This is a genomic window from Saccharibacter sp. EH611, from assembly GCF_009834765.1.
Taxonomy (GTDB): Bacteria; Pseudomonadota; Alphaproteobacteria; order Acetobacterales; family Acetobacteraceae; genus Saccharibacter.
Window position 1 is genome coordinate 67,546 of the sequence record NZ_WVHP01000001.1, and the last position, 23,675, is coordinate 91,220.

At 52.5% G+C, this 23,675-nt stretch carries 20 protein-coding genes; 9 read left to right on the plus strand and 11 right to left on the minus strand.

The annotated features are described in order from the left end of the window. Nucleotides 1–23 precede the first annotated feature (23 nt). From GS535_RS00360 to dnaG, 6 genes are all read right to left on the minus strand, one after another. Nucleotides 24–1,241, minus strand: coding sequence for a cyclopropane-fatty-acyl-phospholipid synthase family protein (locus tag GS535_RS00360; protein WP_160791652.1), 1,218 nt, complete (start codon nucleotides 1,239–1,241; stop codon nucleotides 24–26). 251 nt (nucleotides 1,242–1,492) lie between these two features. Then, entirely contained in the window at nucleotides 1,493–2,098 is a 606-nt protein-coding gene (gene rplI, locus GS535_RS00365) for a 50S ribosomal protein L9 (protein ID WP_160791651.1), read from the minus strand. 10 nt (nucleotides 2,099–2,108) lie between these two features. Continuing rightward, nucleotides 2,109–2,393 carry a 30S ribosomal protein S18 gene (gene rpsR, locus GS535_RS00370; RefSeq protein ID WP_018980240.1) on the minus strand — a complete coding sequence of 95 codons (285 nt, stop codon included), beginning with the start codon at nucleotides 2,391–2,393 and terminating at the stop codon, nucleotides 2,109–2,111. Nucleotides 2,394–2,398: 5 nt separating this feature from the next. Continuing rightward, entirely contained in the window at nucleotides 2,399–2,848 is a 450-nt protein-coding gene (gene rpsF, locus GS535_RS00375; protein WP_160791650.1) for a 30S ribosomal protein S6, read from the minus strand. A gap of 204 nt (nucleotides 2,849–3,052) precedes the next feature. Continuing rightward, a complete protein-coding gene (gene rpoD / locus GS535_RS00380) occupies nucleotides 3,053–5,017 on the minus strand; it encodes an RNA polymerase sigma factor RpoD (RefSeq protein ID WP_160791649.1) in 1,965 nt (654 codons plus the stop codon). Between the two features lie 177 nt (nucleotides 5,018–5,194). After that, on the minus strand, nucleotides 5,195–7,042 hold the full coding sequence (gene dnaG, locus GS535_RS00385) for a DNA primase (protein WP_160791648.1): 1,848 nt from the start codon (nucleotides 7,040–7,042) through the stop codon (nucleotides 5,195–5,197). A gap of 100 nt (nucleotides 7,043–7,142) precedes the next feature. On the opposite strand from dnaG, the gene GS535_RS00390 reads away from it, so the two are divergent. Next, nucleotides 7,143–8,096, plus strand: a complete 954-nt coding sequence (locus tag GS535_RS00390; protein WP_160791732.1) for a DMT family transporter — start codon at nucleotides 7,143–7,145, stop codon at nucleotides 8,094–8,096. A gap of 59 nt (nucleotides 8,097–8,155) precedes the next feature. Here the strand turns inward: GS535_RS00390 and GS535_RS00395 are convergent, their stop codons facing one another. Next, nucleotides 8,156–8,608 (minus strand): GatB/YqeY domain-containing protein, encoded by a 453-nt coding sequence (locus GS535_RS00395; RefSeq protein ID WP_160791647.1) that lies wholly within the window; start codon nucleotides 8,606–8,608, stop codon nucleotides 8,156–8,158. Between the two features lie 213 nt (nucleotides 8,609–8,821). Between GS535_RS00395 and carA the strand changes: the two genes are divergently transcribed. From carA to wrbA, 5 genes are all read left to right on the plus strand, one after another. Beyond that, the gene (gene carA, locus GS535_RS00400; RefSeq protein ID WP_160791646.1) at nucleotides 8,822–10,204 is read left to right on the plus strand and encodes a glutamine-hydrolyzing carbamoyl-phosphate synthase small subunit; all 1,383 of its coding nucleotides are present in this window, start codon (nucleotides 8,822–8,824) and stop codon (nucleotides 10,202–10,204) included. 3 nt (nucleotides 10,205–10,207) lie between these two features. Continuing rightward, nucleotides 10,208–13,462: a carbamoyl-phosphate synthase large subunit gene (carB, locus tag GS535_RS00405; protein WP_160791645.1), complete on the plus strand. Its 3,255-nt coding sequence runs from the start codon at nucleotides 10,208–10,210 to the stop codon at nucleotides 13,460–13,462. Between the two features lie 156 nt (nucleotides 13,463–13,618). Next, nucleotides 13,619–14,092 (plus strand): transcription elongation factor GreA, encoded by a 474-nt coding sequence (gene greA, locus GS535_RS00410; RefSeq protein WP_160791731.1) that lies wholly within the window; start codon nucleotides 13,619–13,621, stop codon nucleotides 14,090–14,092. Beyond that, nucleotides 14,092–15,312 carry a threonine ammonia-lyase gene (locus GS535_RS00415; RefSeq protein ID WP_160799094.1) on the plus strand — a complete coding sequence of 407 codons (1,221 nt, stop codon included), beginning with the start codon at nucleotides 14,092–14,094 and terminating at the stop codon, nucleotides 15,310–15,312. Before greA ends, GS535_RS00415 begins: the two co-directional genes overlap by 1 nt. Nucleotides 15,313–15,437: 125 nt before the next feature. Next, the gene (gene wrbA / locus GS535_RS00420) at nucleotides 15,438–16,043 is read left to right on the plus strand and encodes an NAD(P)H:quinone oxidoreductase (protein WP_160791643.1); all 606 of its coding nucleotides are present in this window, start codon (nucleotides 15,438–15,440) and stop codon (nucleotides 16,041–16,043) included. A 47-nt stretch (nucleotides 16,044–16,090) separates the two neighbouring features. Here wrbA and upp read toward each other — a convergent pair whose 3' ends face one another. Beyond that, complete coding sequence (gene upp, locus GS535_RS00425) at nucleotides 16,091–16,735, minus strand: uracil phosphoribosyltransferase (protein WP_160791642.1); 645 nt, start codon at nucleotides 16,733–16,735, stop codon at nucleotides 16,091–16,093. Beyond that, nucleotides 16,735–17,163 (minus strand): peptide-methionine (R)-S-oxide reductase MsrB, encoded by a 429-nt coding sequence (gene msrB / locus GS535_RS00430; protein ID WP_160791641.1) that lies wholly within the window; start codon nucleotides 17,161–17,163, stop codon nucleotides 16,735–16,737. The genes upp and msrB overlap by 1 nt, the downstream gene beginning before the upstream one ends. Nucleotides 17,164–17,412: 249 nt before the next feature. Here msrB and GS535_RS11255 point away from each other — a divergent pair, with 249 nt between their 5' ends. The 3 genes from GS535_RS11255 (at nucleotide 17,413) to GS535_RS00445 (ending at nucleotide 20,735) form a co-directional block, all read left to right on the plus strand. After that, entirely contained in the window at nucleotides 17,413–18,633 is a 1,221-nt protein-coding gene (locus GS535_RS11255; RefSeq protein WP_160791640.1) for a peptidoglycan DD-metalloendopeptidase family protein, read from the plus strand. A gap of 141 nt (nucleotides 18,634–18,774) precedes the next feature. Further along, nucleotides 18,775–20,220, plus strand: coding sequence for a S41 family peptidase (locus GS535_RS00440; RefSeq protein ID WP_160791639.1), 1,446 nt, complete (start codon nucleotides 18,775–18,777; stop codon nucleotides 20,218–20,220). Further along, entirely contained in the window at nucleotides 20,217–20,735 is a 519-nt protein-coding gene (locus tag GS535_RS00445; RefSeq protein ID WP_160791638.1) for an RNA pyrophosphohydrolase, read from the plus strand. Before GS535_RS00440 ends, GS535_RS00445 begins: the two co-directional genes overlap by 4 nt. Here the strand turns inward: GS535_RS00445 and GS535_RS00450 are convergent. Both GS535_RS00450 and GS535_RS00455 read right to left on the minus strand, forming a co-directional pair. Then, nucleotides 20,693–22,447: an ABC transporter ATP-binding protein gene (locus GS535_RS00450; RefSeq protein WP_160791637.1), complete on the minus strand. Its 1,755-nt coding sequence runs from the start codon at nucleotides 22,445–22,447 to the stop codon at nucleotides 20,693–20,695. The two genes, GS535_RS00445 and GS535_RS00450, sit on opposite strands and share 43 nt — an antisense overlap. A gap of 19 nt (nucleotides 22,448–22,466) precedes the next feature. Continuing rightward, nucleotides 22,467–23,675 carry a CCA tRNA nucleotidyltransferase gene (locus GS535_RS00455; RefSeq protein WP_160791636.1) on the minus strand — a complete coding sequence of 403 codons (1,209 nt, stop codon included), beginning with the start codon at nucleotides 23,673–23,675 and terminating at the stop codon, nucleotides 22,467–22,469.

Genomic DNA, 23,675 nt, shown 5'->3' on the forward strand with positions numbered 1-23,675 from the left:
CAATTAACACTTCCTCGCGCCTCCTACGACGCCTTGTTGTGCTCTTCTTCATACATATAATCACGCGTCAACGGCAGTGCATCAATAGACCGCGTCAGCTGTAGCTGAAAGTTCATATGTCCTTGCACACGGAATGCTAATTCACTCGCCGTTAAATAAAGCTCGAACATCCGCACAAAACGATCATCATACATTGCGCGTACTTTGTCCCGTTTCGCCTCAAAACGCTGGCGCCAATGGGCAAGAGTTTTTGCGTAATGCAGACGCAAAATCTCACAATCATCGACCCAAAGCCCCGTTCGCTCCACGGCGGCTAATGCCTCACTGAGTGCTGGAGAGTACCCACCTGGGAAAATATATTTCGCAATCCAAGGGTTCGTCGTTCCGGGGCCATCCATACGCCCAATGGAGTGAATAAGGGCAACACCATCAGGTTTTAAGCAGCGCCGAATATTATTGAAAAAGGCTTCATAGTGCGCAACACCCACATGCTCAAACATACCCACGGAAACAATGCGGTCAAAGGTGCGATGAAGCGTGCGATAATCCAGAAGCTCAAAACGCACCTGGTCGTCCAAACCAGCTTCCTTAGCTCGCTCACGAGCTACACGAAGTTGCTCGACTGACAATGTAATACCGAGCACCTTTGCCCCATAGTCTTTGGCTAAAGTCAGCGCCATCCCGCCCCAACCACAACCAATATCCAAGACCTCAAGACCAGGCCGGTCAAAGCGAAGTTTCGCAGCAATATGACGTTTCTTTGCCTCTTGTGCTTCATCAAGAGACATATCATTGCGCTCAAAATACGCACAAGAATATTGCAAGTCTTTATCTAAGAAGAGACGATAAAGATCACCATTTAAGTCATAATGATGAGCAACATTTTTGCGCGAACGCTTCAACGAATTGAGCGGTTTTAAAAGACGCCCGACATAGCGCATACGGCTATTAATTTCTTCGCTTAATAAATTACTATTTTCTAAATTATACATCAGAACGTGCATAAGGCGCTCAAGAGAACACCCATCAGGTGTTGCCGTCCCGTTCATATATTCTTCGCCAAACGCCAAAGCTGGCTTTAAAGCCAAAGCCTTTTCAGCCGCTGTCGTATGCAAACGCAAGCCAACCTCATCACCAGGCTTACTCCCCTGATAACGAGACTGTGTCCCATCGCTATAAGTAACCGTTAACGTACCTGTCTGTATGAATTTCTTTAGGAAGATATCCAGAACACGCTTCACTTCGACGCTCTCCTTCTCCCACACAGATCGCTGGGTCTTCATCGTTATGAACCACCCAACGCCATCGTGACGTTATGTTTTTATTCTAAGTCCATTACGAATAAGATGGCATAGCTGTCAGAGAAGACAAGCCTTATCTCCCCTTTTCATAGAGCTTTCATAACGAAACACTTATAAAAACCACCCAAATGCAAAAAACCCAGCGGCAACACCGCTGGGTTTTCAAAGAAAACTCGCAAGAACTAAAACCCTTAGGCTTCTGCCTGCGTTTCTTCCTCTTTGTGCAGCTCTGCTTCAGCAGCAGCCTCTTCGGCAGCTTGCTCAGCATGAAGATCACCAAGGATATTTTCCTCTTCTTCTTCCTGCCCAACAACTTCACCGCGGGCCTGACGCTCAGCTTCTTCCTGAGAACGCGCCACATTGACGGTCAAAGGGATAGAGACTTCTGGGTGCAATGCCACGCGTGCTTCCACCAGACCAAGAATCTTGATCGGCTCTTCCAACACAACCTGCTGACGGGCAACCGTCAGGCCAGCTTCTGTTGCAGCAGCAGCAATGTCACGAGGCGTTACAGAGCCATAGAGGCTTCCGCTATCACCAGCCTGACGGATCAGGATGACAGAAAGCCCCTGCATACGCTCGGCCAAACGCTCGGCCTCTTCACGCTTGCGAAGGTTCTGGGCTTCCAGCTGAGCACGCTCATTTTCGAAGCGAGCACGGTTTGCCGCATTCGCACGAAGAGCTTTGCCTTTAGGAAGCAGGAAATTGCGGGCATAACCTGGCTTCACACGGACGATATCGCCCATCTGGCCAAGATTTTCCACGCGCTGAAGCAGAATGAGTTCAGTCTGAGACATGACGTGCTCCTCAGTTTACAACATATGGGAGCAGAGCGAGGAAGCGGGCGCGCTTAATCGCCTGCGCCAGTTCACGCTGCTTTTTAGCCGAAACGGCCGTGATGCGGCTTGGAACAATCTTACCGCGCTCAGACAGGAAACGGCTCAGAAGACGGACATCCTTATGGTCAATCTTCGGCGCATTCGGCCCAGAGAATGGGCAGGATTTGCGACGACGATAGAAAGGACGACGCGCACCAACAGCCATACGACGGCTTGCTGGATTAATTTCAGGGGTTGTCGTGGTATCAGCCATCTTGATTACTCCGCTGCAGCCGTGTTTTCACGCGTTTCAGAGGATGAGGAGTCATTGTTATGACGGCGGTTACGACCGCTTTCATAACGACCACCACGCCCACCGCGGGAACCACGATCACCACGATCGTCACCCTTACGGGACAGAATCGGTGACGGTGTATCGTCAATTTCATCAACACGAAGAGTCAGAACACGCAGAACATCTTCGTTCAGGCTCAGCTGACGACCCATTTCGTTCATTGCGTCAATCGGGGCTTCAATGCCCAGCAGGACGTAATGACCCTTACGGTTTTTCTTGATGCGATAAGCCAGCGTGCGCAGGCCCCAGAACTCACGCTTGCGCACGGAACCACCATGCTCGCCCAGCAGTGAGGTAATGTTCTCAATCAGGGTTTCAACCTGAGCCTGAGAGACATCGTTACGTGCAATCAGCACGGTCTCGTAAAGTGGCATGAAAACTCCCTTCGGATAAGGTCAACCCAAACCGGCCCAGTGCCGGTTCAAAACCTCTTCTTTCTACATGAGAAAAAAGACGCGGGTATAGCCGTGAAGACGCCTATCGTCACGGCAGGGAAAGCGGCTTTTAACCACAAATTATAGGAAAAAGCAAGAGAATGATGCCCCCTACCCCAGAGAGCATCTCCCTTTTATGCAGCATCAATCATCAAGGAAGGAACGAAGTTTACGGCTACGGCTTGGGTGCTTCAGCTTACGTAGTGCTTTCGCTTCAATCTGACGGATACGTTCACGCGTCACATTAAATTGCTGACCAACCTCTTCCAACGTGTGGTCTGTGTTCATCCCAATCCCGAAGCGCATCCGCAAGACACGCTCTTCACGTGGGGTCAACGAGGCCAGAACGCGGGTTGTAGCTTCGCGCAGGTTAGTCTGAATAGCCGCATCCAGCGGAATAATGGCGGTCTTATCCTCAATAAAATCGCCAAGATGGCTATCTTCTTCGTCACCAATCGGTGTTTCCAAAGAAATCGGCTCTTTGGCAATTTTCAGAACCTTACGCACCTTCTCAAGCGGCATGCCGAGCTTTTCAGCCAATTCTTCCGGTGCGGGTTCCCGACCGATTTCATGAAGCATCTGACGTGACGTCCGCACCAGCTTATTGATCGTCTCGATCATATGAACTGGAATACGGATCGTCTTTGCTTGGTCGGCAATTGAACGCGTGATTGCCTGACGAATCCACCATGTCGCGTAGGTCGAGAACTTGTAACCACGGCGATATTCAAATTTATCAACCGCCTTCATCAAGCCGATATTTCCTTCTTGGATGAGATCCAAGAATTGCAATCCACGGTTTGTGTATTTTTTCGCGATTGAAATCACCAAACGCAGATTCGCCTCGATCATTTCCTTCTTTGCGCGTGTTGAATCCCGCTCACCACGCGAAATCGTCTGATAGACTTGGCGGAACTCATCAACAGGTAAACCCGTCTCGCGCGAAAGGTCAGCCACCTGCTTCCGCATCGAAGCTAGCTGATCCATATGCTTCGTTGTTAACGTTTTCCAACCCTTCCCAGGCAGAACCTTAATCTGCTCAAGCCATTCTGGATCCAGCTCATGGTAACGATAGCGAGACATAAAGTCTTCACGCGCAATCTTGCAGCTTTCTGCCAAACGCAGCATCCGCCCTTCAACTGTATTCAGCCGCTGCACATGCGCTTTAATAGACTCAACGAGCTCTTCAATACGATTGTTATTCAGATGCATCCGACCGACTAAAGCGACCAGCTCACCCCGTAGTTTCGCATAGCTTTTTTCAGAACGATCGGAAGCTTCTTCACCTTCCATCAACGCTTCGACGCGTTTGTTCTGCATCCGCGACAATTTCTGATACAAGGGCTCAAAAGCTTCGAAGAGCTGCATAATCTCTGGTTTTAGCTTTTCTTCCAAAGCGGAAAGCGACAAGCCATTGCCTTCACCATTACCGCCCTCGCCACCTTCAGACTCTTCACCATTCTCATCGTTTTCAGAGTCTGCATCGTTATCTTCTTCTGGTGGTGCCTCGTCAGAGAGACCCTCCATCGAGGCCTCTTCCGGGTCTCCTTGGCTCGCTTCAAGATCAATTACTTCACGCAGTGGCAAAGTTTCGTCTTTAAGCTGCTCGTACCACCCCAGAATAGAACGGAACGTCAACGGACTGTGGCACAGGCCGTTAATCATCTCACCCCGCCCAGCTTCAATACGCTTGGCAATGGCAATTTCGCCTTCGCGTGAAAGAAGCTCCACAGCTCCCATCTCACGCAGATACATACGCACAGGGTCATCCGTGCGACTTGCCGCTACGGCATCAACGTTCCCGCTCTCACCCTGCTCCTCAGTCGTTTCCGATGAGGTAGGTGCCGCTTCGCTCGTCGTTTCTTCTTCACGATCGGTATTTTCAACAACCTGAATGCCCATCTCAGAGAGAGCAGCCATAACGTCTTCGATCTGCTCAGACGTCATTTTGTCTTGAGGCAGAACAGCGTTCAGCTCGTCAAACGTAATGCTCCCGCCTGATCGTCCTTTGGCAATCAGTCTCTTTACGGCTGCTGATTGCACATCCAGAGGAGGTCCATCCTGCTCGGGTGCATTCCGATCCGTTCCAGAGGCTGATTTCGTGGCCATGCGTCTCTCCGTCAACTCTACTCAAATGCCAGTAGGTGGGCAGCGTGCAAGTGGTCAATCCTGAGCTCCAAGTCAAGCTCTGGCAGGGGATAAAATCGGTTTTTTTGATAACAAACACCCCCGCTCCCTTTGTTGCACGCTCCTATCCCATAAGTGTTGGGCGCCGTTAAACGCGCTTCAAGAGGGCGCGTCGGTTCCTTCATCTAATTCTGGTTGTTCACCCCGTTTTAACGCTTCCACAACCTTCATACGCGCTAATATGCTCACTGGGAAGCGCTCACCCTCACTCGAGTCGGAAGATTTTGAATACGCTGCCATCAACACATTCTCTACCGACTTCTGAACCTCACGCTCAAAAGACGCAAAATTCACGAGGGCATAAAAATGCCACCAGCTTTCCAATACATCAACCTTCAGCATATCATCATCGGAGCGTGCTGACTGTAAGGTACGCGGTAAAGGCCCATCAATCAGCGATGAGAGTACCTCTCCCAAACCATGCTCTTGCATCCATTTCTGGCAACTCTCGGCCGTTAGCTCTTCGCTTTGATCGGCCCATTCCAACACCGCTTCCCGCACATCATTTAAGACGTCAGGCAGCATTAACTGCGTATAAGCTTGTTCAATATGGGGTAAAATTGCAGGGTGACACACAATAAGCACCGTCAATACATTCAGGCGCTCAACAGCACCTTCCGCAACGGAACGAGGCTCTCTTAGCCCTGTAGATACCCTTCCCGGTGCACGTACCCCCTTTTTCCCTTTATGACGGCGGAAACGCTCAAAGAAGAGATCCAAGAACGTGCTGCGATATTCACTCGCTAAGTTACGCTCTGGAATCTGCCGTGACAAAGCAATTAATCGCTCCCGCAACGCCGCTCTTTGCTCAGGGCCCGGGTTAACCTCGCGCACACTTAACAGGTTAAAGAGTTCCTCCACCATCGGTCGCGCCTGCGCAAAACGCTCGGCCATCGCCGTAGCGCCTTCACGCTGGATAAAACTATCAGGATCATCACCTTCACTTAAGCGGCAAAAACTCAGACTTTTTTCAGCTGAGAGAAGCGGCAAAGCGACTTCACATACCCGTAATGCAGCGCGCTGCCCGGCTTGGTCTCCATCAAGGCAGATAATAGGCCGTGCCGTTAAACGCCAAAGAAGCTCTAGCTGCTCCTCCCCTAGGGCCGTTCCCAAGGGGGCCACGGCGCCCTGTAAGCCCGCCTGATCAAGTGCGATGACATCCATATACCCTTCAACCACCACGAGCTCAGCGCCCTTCCTGACGGCTTGTGTGGCGTGATCAAGGTTAAACAACGTACGCCGTTTGGAAAAAAGCGGCGTTTCTGGGCCATTGAGATATTTCGGCTGTCCATCTCCTAGAATACGCCCCCCAAAGGAGATCACACGCCCTTTCCGATCACGAATAGGGAACGTGACACGGTTAAAGAACAACTCACCGCGAGGTTGGCCAACTTCATCAAGGCGCATCAAACCAACCTGTGCGAGCTGCTCAACCGTTATCCCATCAGCACGCAGAGCGGCAACAAGAGAGCGACCATCACCAGACCAGCCCAAGCCAAAGCGCTCCAGCGTTTCCTCTCTCAGGCCACGCCTCGTTAAATACGCTAGCCCCTCTCGTCCCTCCGCTGTATAAAGATTTCGGCGATAAAGCTCTTGCACACGTGCTAAAACATCATAAAGCGACTGACGCTCTCGTGCTTTCTCTTCCTGCTTGGGATCATCCTTTGGGATCTCCATTCCCGCTTCAGAAGCAAGTTTTTCAACGGCTTCTGGAAAGCTACTTCCATCACTTTGCATCACAAAGCTAATGGCATCTCCATGCACCCCACAGCCAAAACAATGGAAGTGATCATCATAAATATAAAAGGACGGACTCTTTTCGCCATGAAAGGGGCAGCATGTTTTCCAGTTCCGCCCAGAGCGCGTTAATTTGTGACGCCGCCCAATCAGGGACGTTAACGGAGTACGTTGACGGAGTTCGTCGAGAAAATGTGTGTCGAAAGCCATAAAATCCGTCTGATACGCCCATTCACGTTTGATCTATCTCATACGATCATGCAGATCATAGCATGACTCACTTCATAGATCACGGAGACACTCTTTGCGTATGAAACACACGACGCTTGTTGGTTTTGGGTGCGGTGCGGCCGCAGGAGCACTTTGGGGGCTAGCCCTGCTAGCACCTGCGTTGATCCAACCGTTCAGCCCTCTCCAACTCGCTACCGTGCGTTACATGACCTACGGTCTCTTTGCTCTTGTCGCTCTTCTTCCACGTTGGCGACATCTTGTCGCCCGCCTAACAGGGTCAGCGTGGCGCGAGCTTATTATTCTCAGCTTTTTGGGGAATATTCTCTACTACGTCATCCTCGGTACAAGCGTTCAGCTCTGCGGTATTGCCATGCCAACACTCATCGTTGGCTTTTTGCCCGTAACCGTCACGGTCATCGGGGCCCTTGAAGACGGTGCCGTCCCTTTACGACGCCTTGTGCCGTCTATTCTCTTGAGCACAGCAGGCATAAGCTGCATTGCGTGGCAGGGCTTTCATATGGCAAGCCACAGCACACAAGGCCATAGTGCGTTTTCCCTCATAATCGGCTTGCTCTGCGCGGTCATCGCTCTGATTTCTTGGAGCGCTTATACCATTCGCAATGCACGCTGGCTTAACCAGCCGAATCCCCCCACCAGTGAGCATGAATGGAATATGCTTACCGGACTTGTTACGGGAGCGATGGCCCTTCTGATGCTGCCTGCTGCCTTCCTGTGGCAATCCGTTCCAACGGGAAAATGGGGGCTCTTTATCGCCGTTTCGATGGGCATGGGCCTCTTAGCTTCTGTCGCGGCCAACAGTTTTTGGAACCGTATGAGCCGCCTCGTCCCTCTCACAATGGTCGGCGGGATGATCCTCTTTGAAACGCTCTTTTCGCTCATTTACGGATTTTTGTGGGAACAGCGCTGGCCAACACTTCCCGAGGCCCTCGCCATTATTCTCGTCAGCAGCAGTGTGCTGAGCTGCATGTATGCCCATCGGCCGAGCAAACATACACTGGACGGACACGCTTAGATCGTTCCGTCATAAAAGAAGGCAGTCCCACGACCTTAGGACTGCCTTCTTTAAATCTCTTAGCCTAAATGCTCTTTGACAAAAGCACTTGCTTTCGCCGCATTTAAAGCCGCGCCAAAGCGTTTTTTAAGCACCGCCATCACGCGGCCCATATCTTTCATGCTCTCAGCTTTCACCTCAGCAACAGCCTCTTTAATCGCTGTCTTCACGGTGTCATCATCCAACTCGGCCGGCAGATAAGAACGGATCGTCTCAATTTCACGCTCTTCTTTTTCTGCTAATTCTGGACGGTTACCCTTGGTATACATCTCCACTGATTCTGAGCGCGATTTAATCATAGAACGCAAAGCCAGAAGGATATCCTCATCACTAACGACGGCATCCTTCGCACGCGCTGCCACATCTAAATCTTTAACTTTCGCTGTAATTGCACGCAGCTGAGCGACGCGTTCAGACTGCCCAGCCTTCATTGCGGCTTTAATATCGTCCATAAGACGTGCGCGAAGTGACATAACCATACTCCTGCCATGATGTTTTTCTTAGTCAAAAAAGACGCTTAAACCTCTACCAGCCTCTTATGAGCCTGTCGATAAAGAGGAGAATCTCGGAAAAAATTTCCCAGTTTGCAGATCTTCTCTTTTCATTCCGGAAAAAACTTCCCATTTCATCTCTCATGCCCTATCTAGGCGGTAGGTCTCTGAGGACGGCACGAGGCGGAGAAAGCCATGAACATTGACGCAATTATTCAAAAAGCAGGGGGCGTTACCGAAATCGCCCAGCTTACCGGTGTTGGCAGCGAGGCTGTGCGCAAATGGCGCCAGTCCGGCACAGTGCCCGCTAAACACTGGCCTGCACTCCTCCACGTGCCGGGAATTACCCTGGCAGATCTGAACGATACTTCAGAGGAAGCGCCTTCTATGTCACACGCCTCCAATACAACCCGTCCAAACGGCGCAACAGCGGCTCTTGCCCTTGCTGATGGCACCCTCCTATGGGGGCGCGGCTTTGGCGCTCATAATGACGCCGCCGTTGGAGAGCTTTGCTTCTCCACGGGTATGACAGGCTATCAGGAAACACTGACAGACCCTTCTTTTGCCGGGCAGATTGTGACCTTCACCTTCCCACATATCGGCAATGTCGGCACGAATCCCGAGGATAACGAAGCGCCGACAATGGCAGCCCTCGGCTTGGTCGTGAAAGAGGACGTAACCGCTCCAGCCAATTGGCGCTCTCATCAGCCCCTTAATGAATGGCTGATCGCTCAGGGGCGCAGTGGCATTAGCGGCATTGATACACGCTTCATAGCGCGCACCTTACGCGACAAAGGCCCACAAACAGCGGTGCTCTCCTTCCCACGCAACGGGCAGATTGACGTTGACGATCTGAAGGAAAAAGCGCGCACATGGCCGGGCCTTGTCGGGATGGATCTCGCCAAGGACGTCGCGCAAGGCAAACGCCACTGGACAAAGACGGTCTGGCAAAATCAACGTCCTGAAAAAGACGTAAAGCGCCGCGTCGTCGCTCTTGATTATGGAGCGAAAGATAACATCCTCCGCAGCTTGGTCTCTGCTGGTTGTGATGTCCATGTCCTCCCCGGCACCGCAACCGGCGAAGAGATTTTGGCCCTGAAGCCAGAAGGTGTTTTCCTCTCCAACGGCCCGGGCGACCCTGCGGCAACGGCCACTTATGCTGTCCCCGCTATTCAGGCTGTGATGAATGCTGACGTGCCGATCTTTGGGATCTGCCTTGGCCACCAGCTTCTTGCTCGTGCTCTAGGCGGCAGCACCTATAAGCTAGAACGTGGTCACCGCGGTGCTAACCAGCCGGTTAAGGACATCACCACAGGCAAGGTAGAAATCACCAGCCAAAATCACGGCTTTGCTGTAGATGAGAAGAGCCTTCCTGAAACGGTGAAAGTCACCCATGTCAGCCTCTTTGATGGCTCTAACGAAGGGATCGCCTCTACGGTGAAAGAAGCGTTCTCGGTGCAATATCACCCAGAAGCAAGCCCCGGGCCGACCGATAGTTTTTACCTCTTTGAACGCTTTGTTTCCGTCATGGATCGTCGTGCGAACACACAAGGCACAACTCAGAAGGCAGGAGCATAAGACATGCCAAAACGCACTGATATCCGCTCCATCCTCATCATTGGTGCTGGCCCGATCATTATCGGCCAAGCCTGTGAGTTCGACTATTCCGGAGCGCAAGCTTGTAAAGCTCTGAAGGAAGAAGGCTATCGCGTTATTCTTCTGAACTCCAATCCGGCTACGATCATGACCGATCCCGGATTGGCCGATGCGACCTACATCGAACCGATCACACCGGAATTTGTTGAACGCATCATCCTTAAAGAAAAGCCCGATGCGGTCTTGCCCACAATGGGCGGACAGACAGCTCTTAATGCCGCCATGGCCCTTGATAAGTCTGGCTTTTTAGAAAAGCACGGCGTTGAGCTCATCGGTGCTCGCGCAGATGTGATTGACCGCGCTGAAGATCGCTTCAAATTCCGTGAAGTGATGGAAAAGATTGGCGTGGAAAGCCCACGCAGTACCATCGCTCATTCGATTGAAGAAGCCCGCGAGGCGGTTGAGCATACCGGCCTACCCGCCATTATCCGTCCGTCCTTCACGATGGGAGGATCAGGCGGCGGCATCGCCTATAATCGCGAAGAATTCGATGAAATCGTTCGTAGTGGTCTAGACGCCTCCCCCACAACGGAAGTTCTGATTGAAGAATCCGTCATCGGGTGGAAAGAGTTCGAGATGGAAGTCGTGCGTGACACGGCGGATAACTGCATCATTGTATGCTCCATCGAAAATATCGACCCAATGGGTGTGCATACTGGGGACTCCATCACTGTTGCCCCCGCTCTAACGCTGACAGATAAAGAATATCAGCGGATGCGTGATGCTTCCATCGCCTGCCTGCGTGCGATTGGCGTGGAAACAGGTGGGTCTAACGTCCAATTCGGCGTCAATCCCGTTGATGGCCGGATGGTCGTCATTGAGATGAACCCTCGCGTCTCGCGCTCCTCTGCTCTGGCCTCTAAAGCAACGGGTTTCCCGATTGCTAAGATCGCCGCAAAGCTGGCTGTTGGCTACACGCTTGATGAGCTCACCAACGATATTACCGGCACCACGCCTGCCAGCTTTGAGCCGACCATTGATTATGTGGTCACCAAAATTCCACGCTTTACCTTTGAGAAGTTCCCAAGCACGCCAGCGTTGCTCTCCACGTCTATGAAGTCTGTGGGGGAAGCAATGTCCGTGGGACGTAGCTTTGCCGAATCTCTCCAAAAGGGCCTCCGCTCTATGGAGACTGGCCTCACGGGGCTTGATCCTGTCGAAGCGCCCGGCGATGGCTCCCCAGATGCTTACCGTGCCGCTCTCTCTGAGCCGCGTCCAGAACGCATCTTGATGGTCGCTCAGGCCTTCCGTGCAGGCCTCTCCTTGGAAGACATCCAAGAAGCTTGCCATTTTGAGCCTTGGTTCCTTCGTCAGATTGAAGCGCTGGTGGCAACAGAGCGCCAGATTGAGCACGATGGCCTCCCTCAAGACGCCATCGACCTGCGCAACATCAAGGCTCAGGGATTCTCAGACCGTCAACTAGCTCGCCTGTCTGGTAAGAGCGTCAAAGACATTGAGGCTTTGCGTAACAAGCTGAACGTCCAGCCTGTTTATCGCCGCATTGATACCTGCGCAGCTGAGTTTGCCTCCGATACGCCGTATCTCTACTCCACCTATGAAGGCGGATTCGGCACACCGGAATGTGAAAGCCGCCCGACAGATCGTGATAAGATCATCATTCTCGGCGGTGGCCCTAACCGGATTGGCCAAGGGATTGAGTTCGATTATTGCTGTGTTCATGCTGCTTATGCTCTGCGCGAAGCCGGCTTTGAAACCATCATGGTCAACTGTAACCCAGAGACCGTTTCCACCGACTATGATAGCTCCGACCGTCTCTATTTCGAGCCACTGACAGAGGAAGACGTTGTTGCCCTCGCCCGCACGGAGATGACAAATGGCCGTCTGCTTGGCTGCATCGTGCAATATGGTGGGCAAACACCGCTGAAGCTCTCCCGTGCGCTTGAGGCCGCTGGCATCACCCTGCTAGGCACCCCTGCTGATGCGATCGACCGCGCTGAAGACCGCGAACGCTTCCAAGACATGCTGCGTAAGCTGGGGCTGCGTCAGCCGAAAAACGGCATTGCTCATCGCCCTGATATGGCGCTCGATGTTGCCGAAGAGGTGGGCTATCCCGTCGTTGCGCGTCCATCCTATGTGCTCGGCGGCCGTGCGATGGAGATCGTCTATGATCGCGCAGGGTTGTCGCACTATCTCAACACTGTGCTGCGCGCTGCTGGCGAAGAAGTCGCCTCCGCTCCTGTTCTGCTCGACCATTACCTCAATGATGCCATTGAGGCTGATGTGGACTGCATCGCAGACGGAGAGAATGTGTATGTCGCTGGTGTGATGGAACATATTGAGGAAGCAGGCATTCACTCCGGTGACTCTGCATGTTCCCTCCCTCCTTACACGCTCTCACCCGCTCTCGTCACAGAGCTGAGAGAACAAACGGAAGCCATGGCGCGTGAGCTCGGGATTCGTGGCTTGATGAACGTGCAATTTGCCATCAAGAATGACGAAGTTTTCGTTCTTGAGGTGAACCCTCGCGCTTCTCGTACCGTGCCATTCGTAGCCAAGGCAACCGGTGTTCCTGTCGCGAAAATTGGCGCACGCATCATGGCCGGCGCCAAGCTGACAGACTTCACTCTTGATGGTCGCAGCGTAGCCCCTCATGTCGCAGTGAAAGAGGCTGTCTTCCCGTTCCACCGCTTCTCTGGCGTTGATACGATCTTAGGGCCGGAAATGCGCTCAACAGGGGAGGTTATGGGCCTCGACAGCACGTTTGAAACCGCTTTTGCGAAGTCTCAGCTTGCGGCTGGCGTTAACCTCCCAAGCGAAGGCACGGTCTTCCTCTCAGTGCGTGATAGTGACAAGGCACATGTGCAGCCTGTCGCGCGGAAGCTGGTGGATATGGGCTTTACCATCCTCGCCACACGCCATACGGCTGAACGTCTCGAAGAAGCCGGTATTCCCGTCACACGCACCAACAAGGTATTGGAAGGCCGCCCGCATTGTGTCGATGCCATTCGCTCACGTGAGGTGCAAATGGTCATCAACACCTCGCAAGGAGGGCAAGCTGCTCGTGATAGCTTTGATATCCGCCGTTCAGCACTCACGATGGGGGTTCCTCACTACACCACCATCGCTGGTGCACGTGCTGCTACCTACGCGATTGCAGCCCTTAAAAACGGCGATCCGGGAGTGGCTCCACTACAGTCTTACTTCCACGGAGACTTCTAAGACACGTTCGGTAGGCTTGCAGCACAGGCTCTGTGCTGTTTATCCTGCCTAGCGTTATTGCTGCCGACTCCTTCCCCTCCGCAGGGTTATCCCTATGGAAGGGGAAGGAGCGGCGCGTTTTTGTTTGTTCTATTGTCTAATCTTGAGGGAAGCACTGTGCAGAAAAGCCCCATGACCGCCCAAGGGCTCAAACGCCTTGAGGACGAGTTGCGTCACCTAAAGACGGAGGCCCGTCCGGCCGTTATTCGTGCTATCGCCGAAGCGCGCTCTCATGGTGACCTCTCAGAAAACGCTGAATATGACGCCGCACGCGACCGTCAGTCCTTCATTGAAGGGCGCGTTCTTGAGCTGGAGAGTCTCATCTCCACCGCAGAGGTGATTGATCCTTCCACGCTTTCAGGCGACCGCGTGCAGTTCGGCGCAACAGTTGAGCTCGTGGATGAGGAAACCGATAAAGAGAGCACGTATCAGATCGTTGGCCTCCATGAAGCCGACATCAAAGAACGCCGGATCTCCGTTTCCTCTCCGCTTGCTAAGGCCCTCATCGGTAAAGATGTGGGAGATTCTGTCTCTGTGCCCGCACCGGGCGGAGACCGCACGTATGAAATATTGAAAGTGGTGTATAAATAATGACTGATTGTGCTTCCGATACTCGGGTCACTCTGGACGATGTTCGCGCCGCCCAGAAACGTATTGCAGCAACTATTGCCCGTACTCCAACGATTCGCAATGTTGCTCTTTCCCGAATTACGGAAGCCGACATTAGCATTAAACTCGACAATCTTCAGGCTATCGGTTCATTCAAAGAACGTGGAGCCGCCAACCGCATGGCCCTCCTCACGCCTGAAGAACGTGCCCACGGCGTCATCACTGTGTCCGCTGGGAACCATGCGCAAGGTGTTGCCCGTCAAGCGAGCCTCCTTGACCTTGATGCCACCATCGTGATGCCCCGCTTTACGCCTGCGACAAAAGTTGCTGCCACAAAAAGCTGGGGCGCGCGTGTCGTCCTTGCCGGAGATAATTTTGACGAAGCCTGTGCTACTGCCGAAGAGCTACGTCAAAAAGAAAACCGCACCCTGATCCACCCTTTTGATGACCCTGCCGTGATCGCAGGCCAAGGCACGTGCGCGCTCGAAATGCTCGAAGATGCCCCTGACCTTGATATGGTCGTGGTGCCCATCGGCGGTGGGGGGCTTATCTCCGGCTTTTTCACCGTTTTAAAGGCTCTTCGCCCACAAACGAAGATTTATGGCGTTCAGGTTTCTGCCTACTCTCCTTTGCGTCATTACCCCGAAGGCCCCGTGGACGTGCCAGGAGGCTCAACGTTGGCGGAAGGAATCGCTGTCGTTCATCCGGGTCATCATTGCCTCGACATTATTAACCATCAGCTTGATGGTGTCTTTGTCGTTGATGAACTGCAGGTTGAAAGCGCGATTACCACGCTTGCAGAGAAAGCCCGACAAGTCTCCGAAGGCGCAGGTGCGGCTCCATTAGCCGCTATCTTAGCCAATCACGACTTCTTTAAAGGTAAAAAAGTCGGGTTTCCTATTTCTGGCGGAAATATTAATGCCCGCATTCTCGCGCATGTCATTTTACGCTCGCTCCTCCGCGAAGGCCGTATCTTGCGCCTTGTGTTCCAGATCCCCGATCGGCCTGGGTTGCTTGCGGACATTTCGCAGAAAATTGGTGATTTTGGCGGGAACATTATTGAAGTGTCTCATCACCGTCTCTTCGCCGCTCCTTCTGTGCAAACGGCTGAACTGGTTGTGATGATTGAAGCACGCGATACTGAACATGCCCTACAGATCGAAAGTGATCTCTCCCAACATTACACAGTGCGCCGAGAGTAAGCCTTTCTTCGTACAAAATTGAAACAATATGTTTTAGCTCTGTTGGTTCACAGAGGAGCAAAAGCTGGCTTATGGTCACGTCATAGGCCAGCAGCCCTGCCTTCTCTTTTTAAGGAATGTGAATCATGTCTTCTCCACGCATTTTAATCCTCTACTATTCGACCTACGGCCATGTTGAAACAATGGCTGAAGCCATCGCTCTTGGTGTTCGTGATGCTGGGGCACAAGCCGATATTCGTCGTGTTCCAGAGCTCGTTCCCGAAGACGCAGCCAAAGCAAACGGGTTTAAGCTAGATCAGAAAGCCCCGATCGCACAGCCTTCTGAACTCGTCGATTACGACGGCATTATCGTTGGCGGCCCAACACGCTTTGGACGCCTACCGGCTCAGCTCGCTAACTTCTTTGACCAAACTGGCGGCCTATGGCTCAAAGGGGCGTTAATCGGGAAAGTCGGTGCCGCCTTTACGTCCACAGGCAGCCAACATGGTGGGCAAGAAACGACCCTCTACTCTATCTTGTCGAACCTCATCCATCACGGAATGGTCATTACTGGCCTGCCTTACTCCTTCCAAGGGCAGCTCACAAACAGCGAGATCAGCGGCGGCGCACCCTATGGGGCCACCACCATCGCTGGGCCAGACGGCTCTCGCCAAGTGAGCGAGAATGAACGTGATGGCGGCCGTTTCTTAGGCAAGCATGTTGCCGATATTGCGGCGCGCCTCGTAAAATAAGGCCCAGCCTTTAAATAAGGCCCAGTCTTTACTGGGCCTTTCCCCTCTTAATTCGTTCCAAAAAAACGATCCCCTGCATCCCCAAGCCCGGGGACGATATAGCCTTTTTCATTAAGTTTCTCATCAAGAGAACAGGTTATAATCCGCACATCAGGATGTATTTTCTGAAGCAAAGCAACGCCTTCAGGAGCTGCAATCAAACAGGCAAAAATAATATTTTTAGCCCCTGCTTGTTTAAGACGTGTAATAGCGGCATCGGCAGAGTTTCCTGTCGCCAGCATAGGGTCTAACACAATGCAACATTTCTGATGAATATGGTCAGGAACTTTGAAATAATATTCTTCCGCTTCCAATGTTACATGATCACGCTGCATACCGACATGCCCAACACTTGCGGAAGGAACAAGATCTAGCATGCCATCAAGCAAACCACACCCTGCTCTTAAAATGGGCACAAAACAAATCTGCGCTTCATCCATCCGTTCAACAGCGGCTTGAGTACCATCCGGCAGAAGAACCTTCGCGTGCATTAACGGAAGATCCTCTAGTGTTTCATAAGCAAGAAGGAGACTCAGCTCTCTCACTGAAGCACGAAACACAGCAATGGGCGTATCACGCTGCCGAAGAAATGCTAATTTATGGCGGACAAGAGGATGTGTCAGCACACGCACCATAGAAGAAGATGACGACATTAAGAGCCTTTCTCTGTGGATACCTCATCATCAGCAATAAACTGAAGAGCAAGGCCATTCATGCAATAACGCTTTCCCGTTGGGAGCGGCCCATCGGGAAAAAGATGCCCTAAATGACCACGACAGCGCGCGCAATGTACTTCAACACGATACATCCCAAAACGCGTATCTTCTGACACCCCGACCCCATTTTCTTCAACATCAAAGAAAGACGGCCATCCGGAGCCACTGTCATATTTCTTTTCAGAACGAAACAGCACATGCCCACACCCAGCACAGCAATAACGGCCGGGGCGTTTTTCATCATTCAACGGACTGGTTCCAGCCCGTTCCGTCCCGTGGTCTCGCAAAATACGACGTTGCTCGTCGCTTAAATCTCCACATGCGCACCCGGGGGCATCAGATCCTTCATTTTCTTCAATATTCATAAGCGTTCCTTTTCTACGCATCGCAACGTCTTTTAAACGAGGTTTTGTATGAAGAAGAAATTACCCTACTATGCACAGGTTAATTGACAAAGAAGAGTGCAGCGCAATGATGGTTTTTCTCTCTTCGAGCGTGATAAGAGAATAATAAAACCGTCACCTTAAGATAAAGAGGCTGCTTCTGTGCTCTGTATAAGACAGTTCCTGTTGACCTCTTTAATCGTCCCCCTCCTCATTGGGGAATGTCTCATCGTGCCAGCATCACAAACACTCGCACGCTCCTCACGTCAGGCACACTCTCCCTCCCATACCCAAACATCGCACGAGAGCCAAGAAGCACGCCAAACCCTCCAACACAACTTACAACAAGAAATTCAAAATCTTCAAATGCGCGAGCAACAAACACAGCATGATATGCAACAAGCACGTTTAAGTACCCAGCAAGTAACCGCACTCAAAAGACAGCAACGCCGCCTACAACTTGCTTTAAAACGCACGCAAGCCACACTCGTCCGTCTCAACAACCAAATGGCCCAGCTCGACACACGCGACACAATGCTAGACCAAAAGGAAACAGCTCAAACACAGGAAGCACTTTCTCTTTTGTCACTTCTGATGCAAATACAGCAAAGTCCCGGGCCACTCTTCCGCCCCGCATCACCAACGTCAGAAGATCCAGCTCTAGCCTTGCCTCTTCTACACGCTCGCCTTGTGGCCATACAGCACCATGCCAATGCGCTTCAGCGTGAACGGCTCGCTCTCCATCACTCTCAAACTCAACTTGATCAAAACGCGCGACTGATACAAACCCAACAACAAAAGCAAGAGCAACGCCATAACGAAAGCTTAGAGCGAGCCCAAGAAGCCCTCGCAAAGCAACAAGAGGCTCAACAAAATCTTGCGCATTCCCGAGCTTTACTCAACGAGTCACGGGCCAATATGCACTCACTTACCAATGCGATTGAACGCCTAGCCCGGCAGGAAGCTGCTGCGCGCCGTCATTTGCTGCAACAAGCACGTTTGCTGCGCAAAAAGCACCATGGCACGCAAGCCCATCAAGCAGAAACGGCCCTTCACGCGCTTGATACTGGCCCTGGTCTGGCTAAGGGGCAAGGCCTCTCCCCCGTCCAAGGAACACTCATCACCCGGTGGGGGCAAGAAACAGAGGCCGGGCCTGCAACAGGCTTGACCTATCGCACGCCTCCCTCAGCACCAGTCTATGCTCCCTGTTCAGGCCGCCTTCTCTTTACAGGAGATTTCCGCTCCTTTGGGCCGATGGTTATCCTTGATTGCGGGCACAGCCAGCGTTTTGTTCTCGCAGGCTTCGGCCATATTACCGCGCAAACTCAGCAAGCGATTCAGCGTCATGACCGTTTAGGCGCGATGCCCCAGCAAGGAGGGCACCTTTTTGTACAATTCCGCCGTGGCACAAACATTGCCAACCCCATGCCTTTTCTCACATCTTCTCCCTAACAGACTGATTTTTACACCAATCATGCTCGGTAGAGTTTCACCTTTAATCGAAAAGAGATAAGCTAGCTTTACCGTTTAATGCCGCGACATAGTCCTGTGGCCCGACTTTTCTCCTTTCTTCCCTGTGAGGATGACACCATTATGATAGTCAAAACCGGTCCGATTTTGGGTGTTACCGGTGCTGTTATGGGCCTAGCATACGGCCTGTTCGGGGCCGGGGTTGGCCCCGCCTACAGCCACAATATGGCCCATTCGCTGCCAGCCCTCACCGCAGACAGCGCCCAACCGGCACAGCATGATAAAAACGACGATCAAGACAATAACGCCGAGACCGTTCGTATGCTGACCCTCCTCGGCACGGTCATGGATGTTGTTCATTCTGAATATGTTGAGCCTATTAAAGACAAGAAGCTCATCAATAATGCCCTCCAAGGCATGGTCGGCAATCTTGACCCACATTCTTCCTATATGGATCCACAGCAGCTTAAAGACATGCAAGATGAAATGTCTGGGCAGTTTGGCGGGTTGGGCCTCCAGGTTCAGGCGGATTCAGGGCATGTTCGCGTCGTTTCTCCTATTGACGATACACCCGCAGCCCGCGCCGGTATTCAGCCTGGCGATGTCATTACAATGGTGGACAATAAAAGCATTGCCGACCTCACGCTGGATCAATCCGTGCGTAAAATGCGTGGGAAACCCGGCACCAAAATTGTCCTCACCATTCTCCGTCCTAAAACGGGGAAAACACAGACCCTCACCCTCACACGGGAAATCATTCATACGCAGATTGTGCGCTCTGCTCTTTACGGACGCACGGCCTATATTCGCCTCACTGAGTTTGACGATGCTCTTGAGCACGATATGCGCAAAGCTTACGAAAAACTCGTCAAAGATGTCGCTAAAACTCCCGGGAAAACACTGAATGGCCTCGTCCTTGACCTGCGTTCCAACCCGGGTGGGAAGCTTGACCAAGCCATTGCTGTGTCACGTGACTTCATTCGTGAGGGGGAAATTGTCTCCATCCGTGGACGTCACCCTGAAAATAATCAGCACTGGGACGGAAAAAATACTGACATTACCCACGGTCTCCCCATTGTTGTCTTGACCAATGCGGGTTCTGCCTCTGCCAGCGAAATTGTTTCAGGAGCGCTGAAAGACCATCACCGAGCGATCATTATGGGAGAACGCACCTTCGGCAAAGGCTCTGTGCAGACAATCCTCCCTATTGGAGACCAAGGCGCTATTCGCCTAACGACGGCACGCTATTACACGCCCTCTGGTCGTTCTATTCAGGGCCTCGGCATTACGCCAGATATCGCTGTGCAAGCCACCCGTGAGGATGACAGCGCTTTTACCTATCACGAGTCCGACCTTGCCCATGTCCTAACCAATATCGGAAGCTCAGAGACTAAAGAAACACTGCGTCATGATTTACCCGAAGGAGCGAAGAAGATTGACCGTCTTCCTCCACAAAAGTGGCCGGCTTTTGACCCGAAAAAACCGGAAACTGACTTCCAACTTCAACAGGCATTACGCCTCGTCACGCTCATGACGGCGACCCCACAGACACAGGGAACGCAAAAATGACCACCCCTACCGATCTTCCCTATCGCCCCAATGTCGGCATTGCGCTGTTTAATGCAGAGGGGAAGCTTTTCTTCGCCCAACGCGCAGACCTCCCTGGTGAGGTCTGGCAATGCCCTCAAGGGGGGATTGATGACGGGGAAACCCCACATCAAGCCGCTCAACGGGAAATGATGGAAGAAATCGGAACCAGCAAGGCTGTTCTTTTAGGAGAACGGGAAGATTGGTATGCCTATGACCTCCCAGCTGCCCTTATCGGTAAAGCATTGGGCGGACGTTATCGCGGGCAACGGCAAAAATGGTTCGTCTTCGGTTATACCGGCCAAGACAGTGACATTCGCCTTGATGGACAAGACCCTGCCGAGTTTAGCACATGGCGTTGGGTCTCTCCTGCAGAGATCACGCAGGGAAGCTATGACCTCGGCTTTAAAGGCGATCTCTATAAAACTGTTCTGCCTGACCTTGTCGCTGTCTTTCAGGATGCCCCTAAGGATTGGATCCGCACCAGCCGCGCATAAAGGCCGTTTTGATGCAGGAGGTCGGTATGCGTGCCGGCTTCCACAATCTTTCCCTGATCCAGCACAATAATTTTATCCGCTGTTTGCACCGTCGCCAAACGATGTGCCACCACGAGGGTTGTCCGCCCACGGCGTAATTGGCTCAACCCTTCCTGCACGCGTGCTTCATTTTCAGAATCCAGCGCGCTAGTGGCTTCATCTAACAGTAAGAAACGTGGGTTCCGTAGTAAAGCACGCGCTAACGCGACGCGTTGCCTCTGCCCACCGGAAAGACGCTGCCCTCCTGTCCCGATCACAGTATGAATGCCGTCAGGCAGCTGTTCCACAAAGTCCAAAGCTGCTGCTTTACAGACAGCCACGACCTCTTCATCAGAGGCGTCAGGTCGACCAAGGCGGATATTGTCCATCACGGACAAATCAAACAACGCTGTTTCTTGGCTAACATAAGCAATCTGATCCCGCAGGCTCGCTAAGGTGAGATCACGTAAATCCACCCCTTCCATTGTAATCGCCCCGGCACTGACATCATGCAGACGAGGAATGAGCGATAGAGCCGTCGATTTCCCAGCGCCACTTGGCCCCACAAACGCGACTGTTTCTCCCGGTTGAACCTCGAGCTCAAAATCACACAAAGCCTCATGACCATCGGGATAACGATACGACACACGGGAAAAAACAAGATGCCCCTCCCCATCGGGCAGCAAGCGGGCCTCCGGTTTTTCAGAAACAGCGGCCGGTTCATCAATCACCGTGAAAATACGCGCCATGCCCGCTAACCCTTCTTGAAGGGATGTATTGAGCGAGCCTAGCGCCCGCAAAGGGCGCGATGCTGCAAACAAAGCCGCAATAAATGCCGTAAAGTCACCCAGCGTGGCTCCACCCATCGCTGAACGCCACCCCGCAAAACCCAGCACCAAAGCAATCGCTGCCCCACCAATGACTTCCAGCATCGGATCCAAACGAGCACGATTGCACGCAATGCGTAAGAATAGATCATGAAGTTGATCTAACGCACGACCAATGCGGCCTTCTTCCAGCTTCTCCATCCGATAAATGCGAATTTGTCGAGCAAGAGAAAAACTCTCCGTCAATAAAGCAGAGGTTCGGCCCACCTGCTCTTGCATGCCACCCGATGCACGCCGCACGCGCCTGCCCAACTTTTGCACCGGAATGGTTGCCAAGGGATATAACACAACGGCAATCACACTGAGCTCCCAATCCGTCCAGATCATTGATGCGACCAGCCCAACAATCGTCACGACATCACCCAACGCATTTACCGAGCGTGTTAGCGCTTCACGGATTGCCAAGGCATCGCTGGTAAAACGCGCTGCCCATTGAGCAGGAGCCTCACGTTCAATCCGGGCAATATCAGCCCCTAGAGCATGCACGAACATGCGCCCTTGAAGGCTCCGCACCACGCGCATCACCATCTTCTGCACCGCAACATTTTGCCCATATTGCGCAAGAGCCTTCGCCCCTGTGACAAGGATGACCAAAATCGGCACTTGATAGAGAATACGCGGGTCATGAGCGGCAAACATATCAATCGCACGCTTGATCACCAGCGGGTAAAGAGCCGTGAGCACAGCCATCGCGATCGTGAGGATAAAAATCAGGCTCACATGGCCTATATGAGGGCGAATTTCCTCACGCCATATCCGCCCAATAAGCGCGAAACTGGCCGTATCATCTGTGCTATGCTGCGTCATAGGGCGAACCCTAACAGCCTCATTCTTGGGAGGGAAGCTGCTGCATAAGCCATGTCTGACACGCTTGCCGGTCTGGACGGCAGCCTTGCGCCATCCACCAGGCCCGCGTTTTCTTTATCCATTGGCCCAGCTCCGGCCCAGGTTTCAACCCAAGCGCAATTCCATCACGCCCTGCAAGAGGAAATTCAGGTTGCGCGGTAGCAGCGATACGCGCCCGCAAACGCTCCCAACTGGCCTCTGGGGACGCATCATAATGCGCTTGAGCAAGCCACGTGCGGTCAATCAAAACGGCTTCCGATTGAAGAACGCGTGCGCGCCGAATATCATCATCATCCATCTCAGGACGTAGAACAGGGTGGGCTTGAGCATACGCATTTAGAGCTGATTTCTCCACGTTTGAGAGCTTCAGCGCTTGCCCAACCGCTGGATCAGGCGAAAGCGCATAAAGACGCACAAGAGCACGCTGTTGCCCCTCGCATGCCAATAAAGCCGCTAATCCTGACGGTTCTGCCTGCGGAAGAAGTGTGCGCAAAAGACCTGTCTGATCCATAAGACCAATTGTGGATTCAAGATTGGGGCCCGCTAATATTTTGAGAAGTTCAGACGCGATCCTCTCAACAGAAAGCTGCGCCATATTCTGACAATGCTGCGTAATCGCCGCACAGGCTTCCTGGTCAGGAACATCTCCTCCATACCGCGCTTGGAAACGAAAAAAACGCAAAGCCCGCAGCGCATCTTCTTCAATCCGTTGTGCAGCCCGTCCAACGAAACGAACGCGACGCGCTTCTAAATCCTCTTGTCCATGAAAAAAATCATAGAGCGTGCCATCCCGATCTAACGACATCGCATTGATCGTAAAATCACGCCGCGCGGCATCTTCCTGCCAATTATCCGTCCATGCCACCACAGCGTGCCGACCATCCGTCTCCACATCACGCCGTAAAGTCGTAACTTCGTAAGGGTGATGATCAATCACCGCTGTAATTGTGCCATGAGCCAACCCTGTGGGGATCACCTTAACGCCGGCTTCCTCCAAGCATGCCTGTGCTTCTTCAGGAGGAAGTGGGCTGGCTAAATCAAGGTCATGCACCGTCGCCCCACAAAGTACATCCCGAACAGATCCACCCACGAGTCGTGCCGTAGGAATAACCTCCCATAAACGCTCTAGCCCAGCAAAACCGGGAAACTGGCGTAAACGCTCATGTACCAACAACGTAGAAGCAACCAC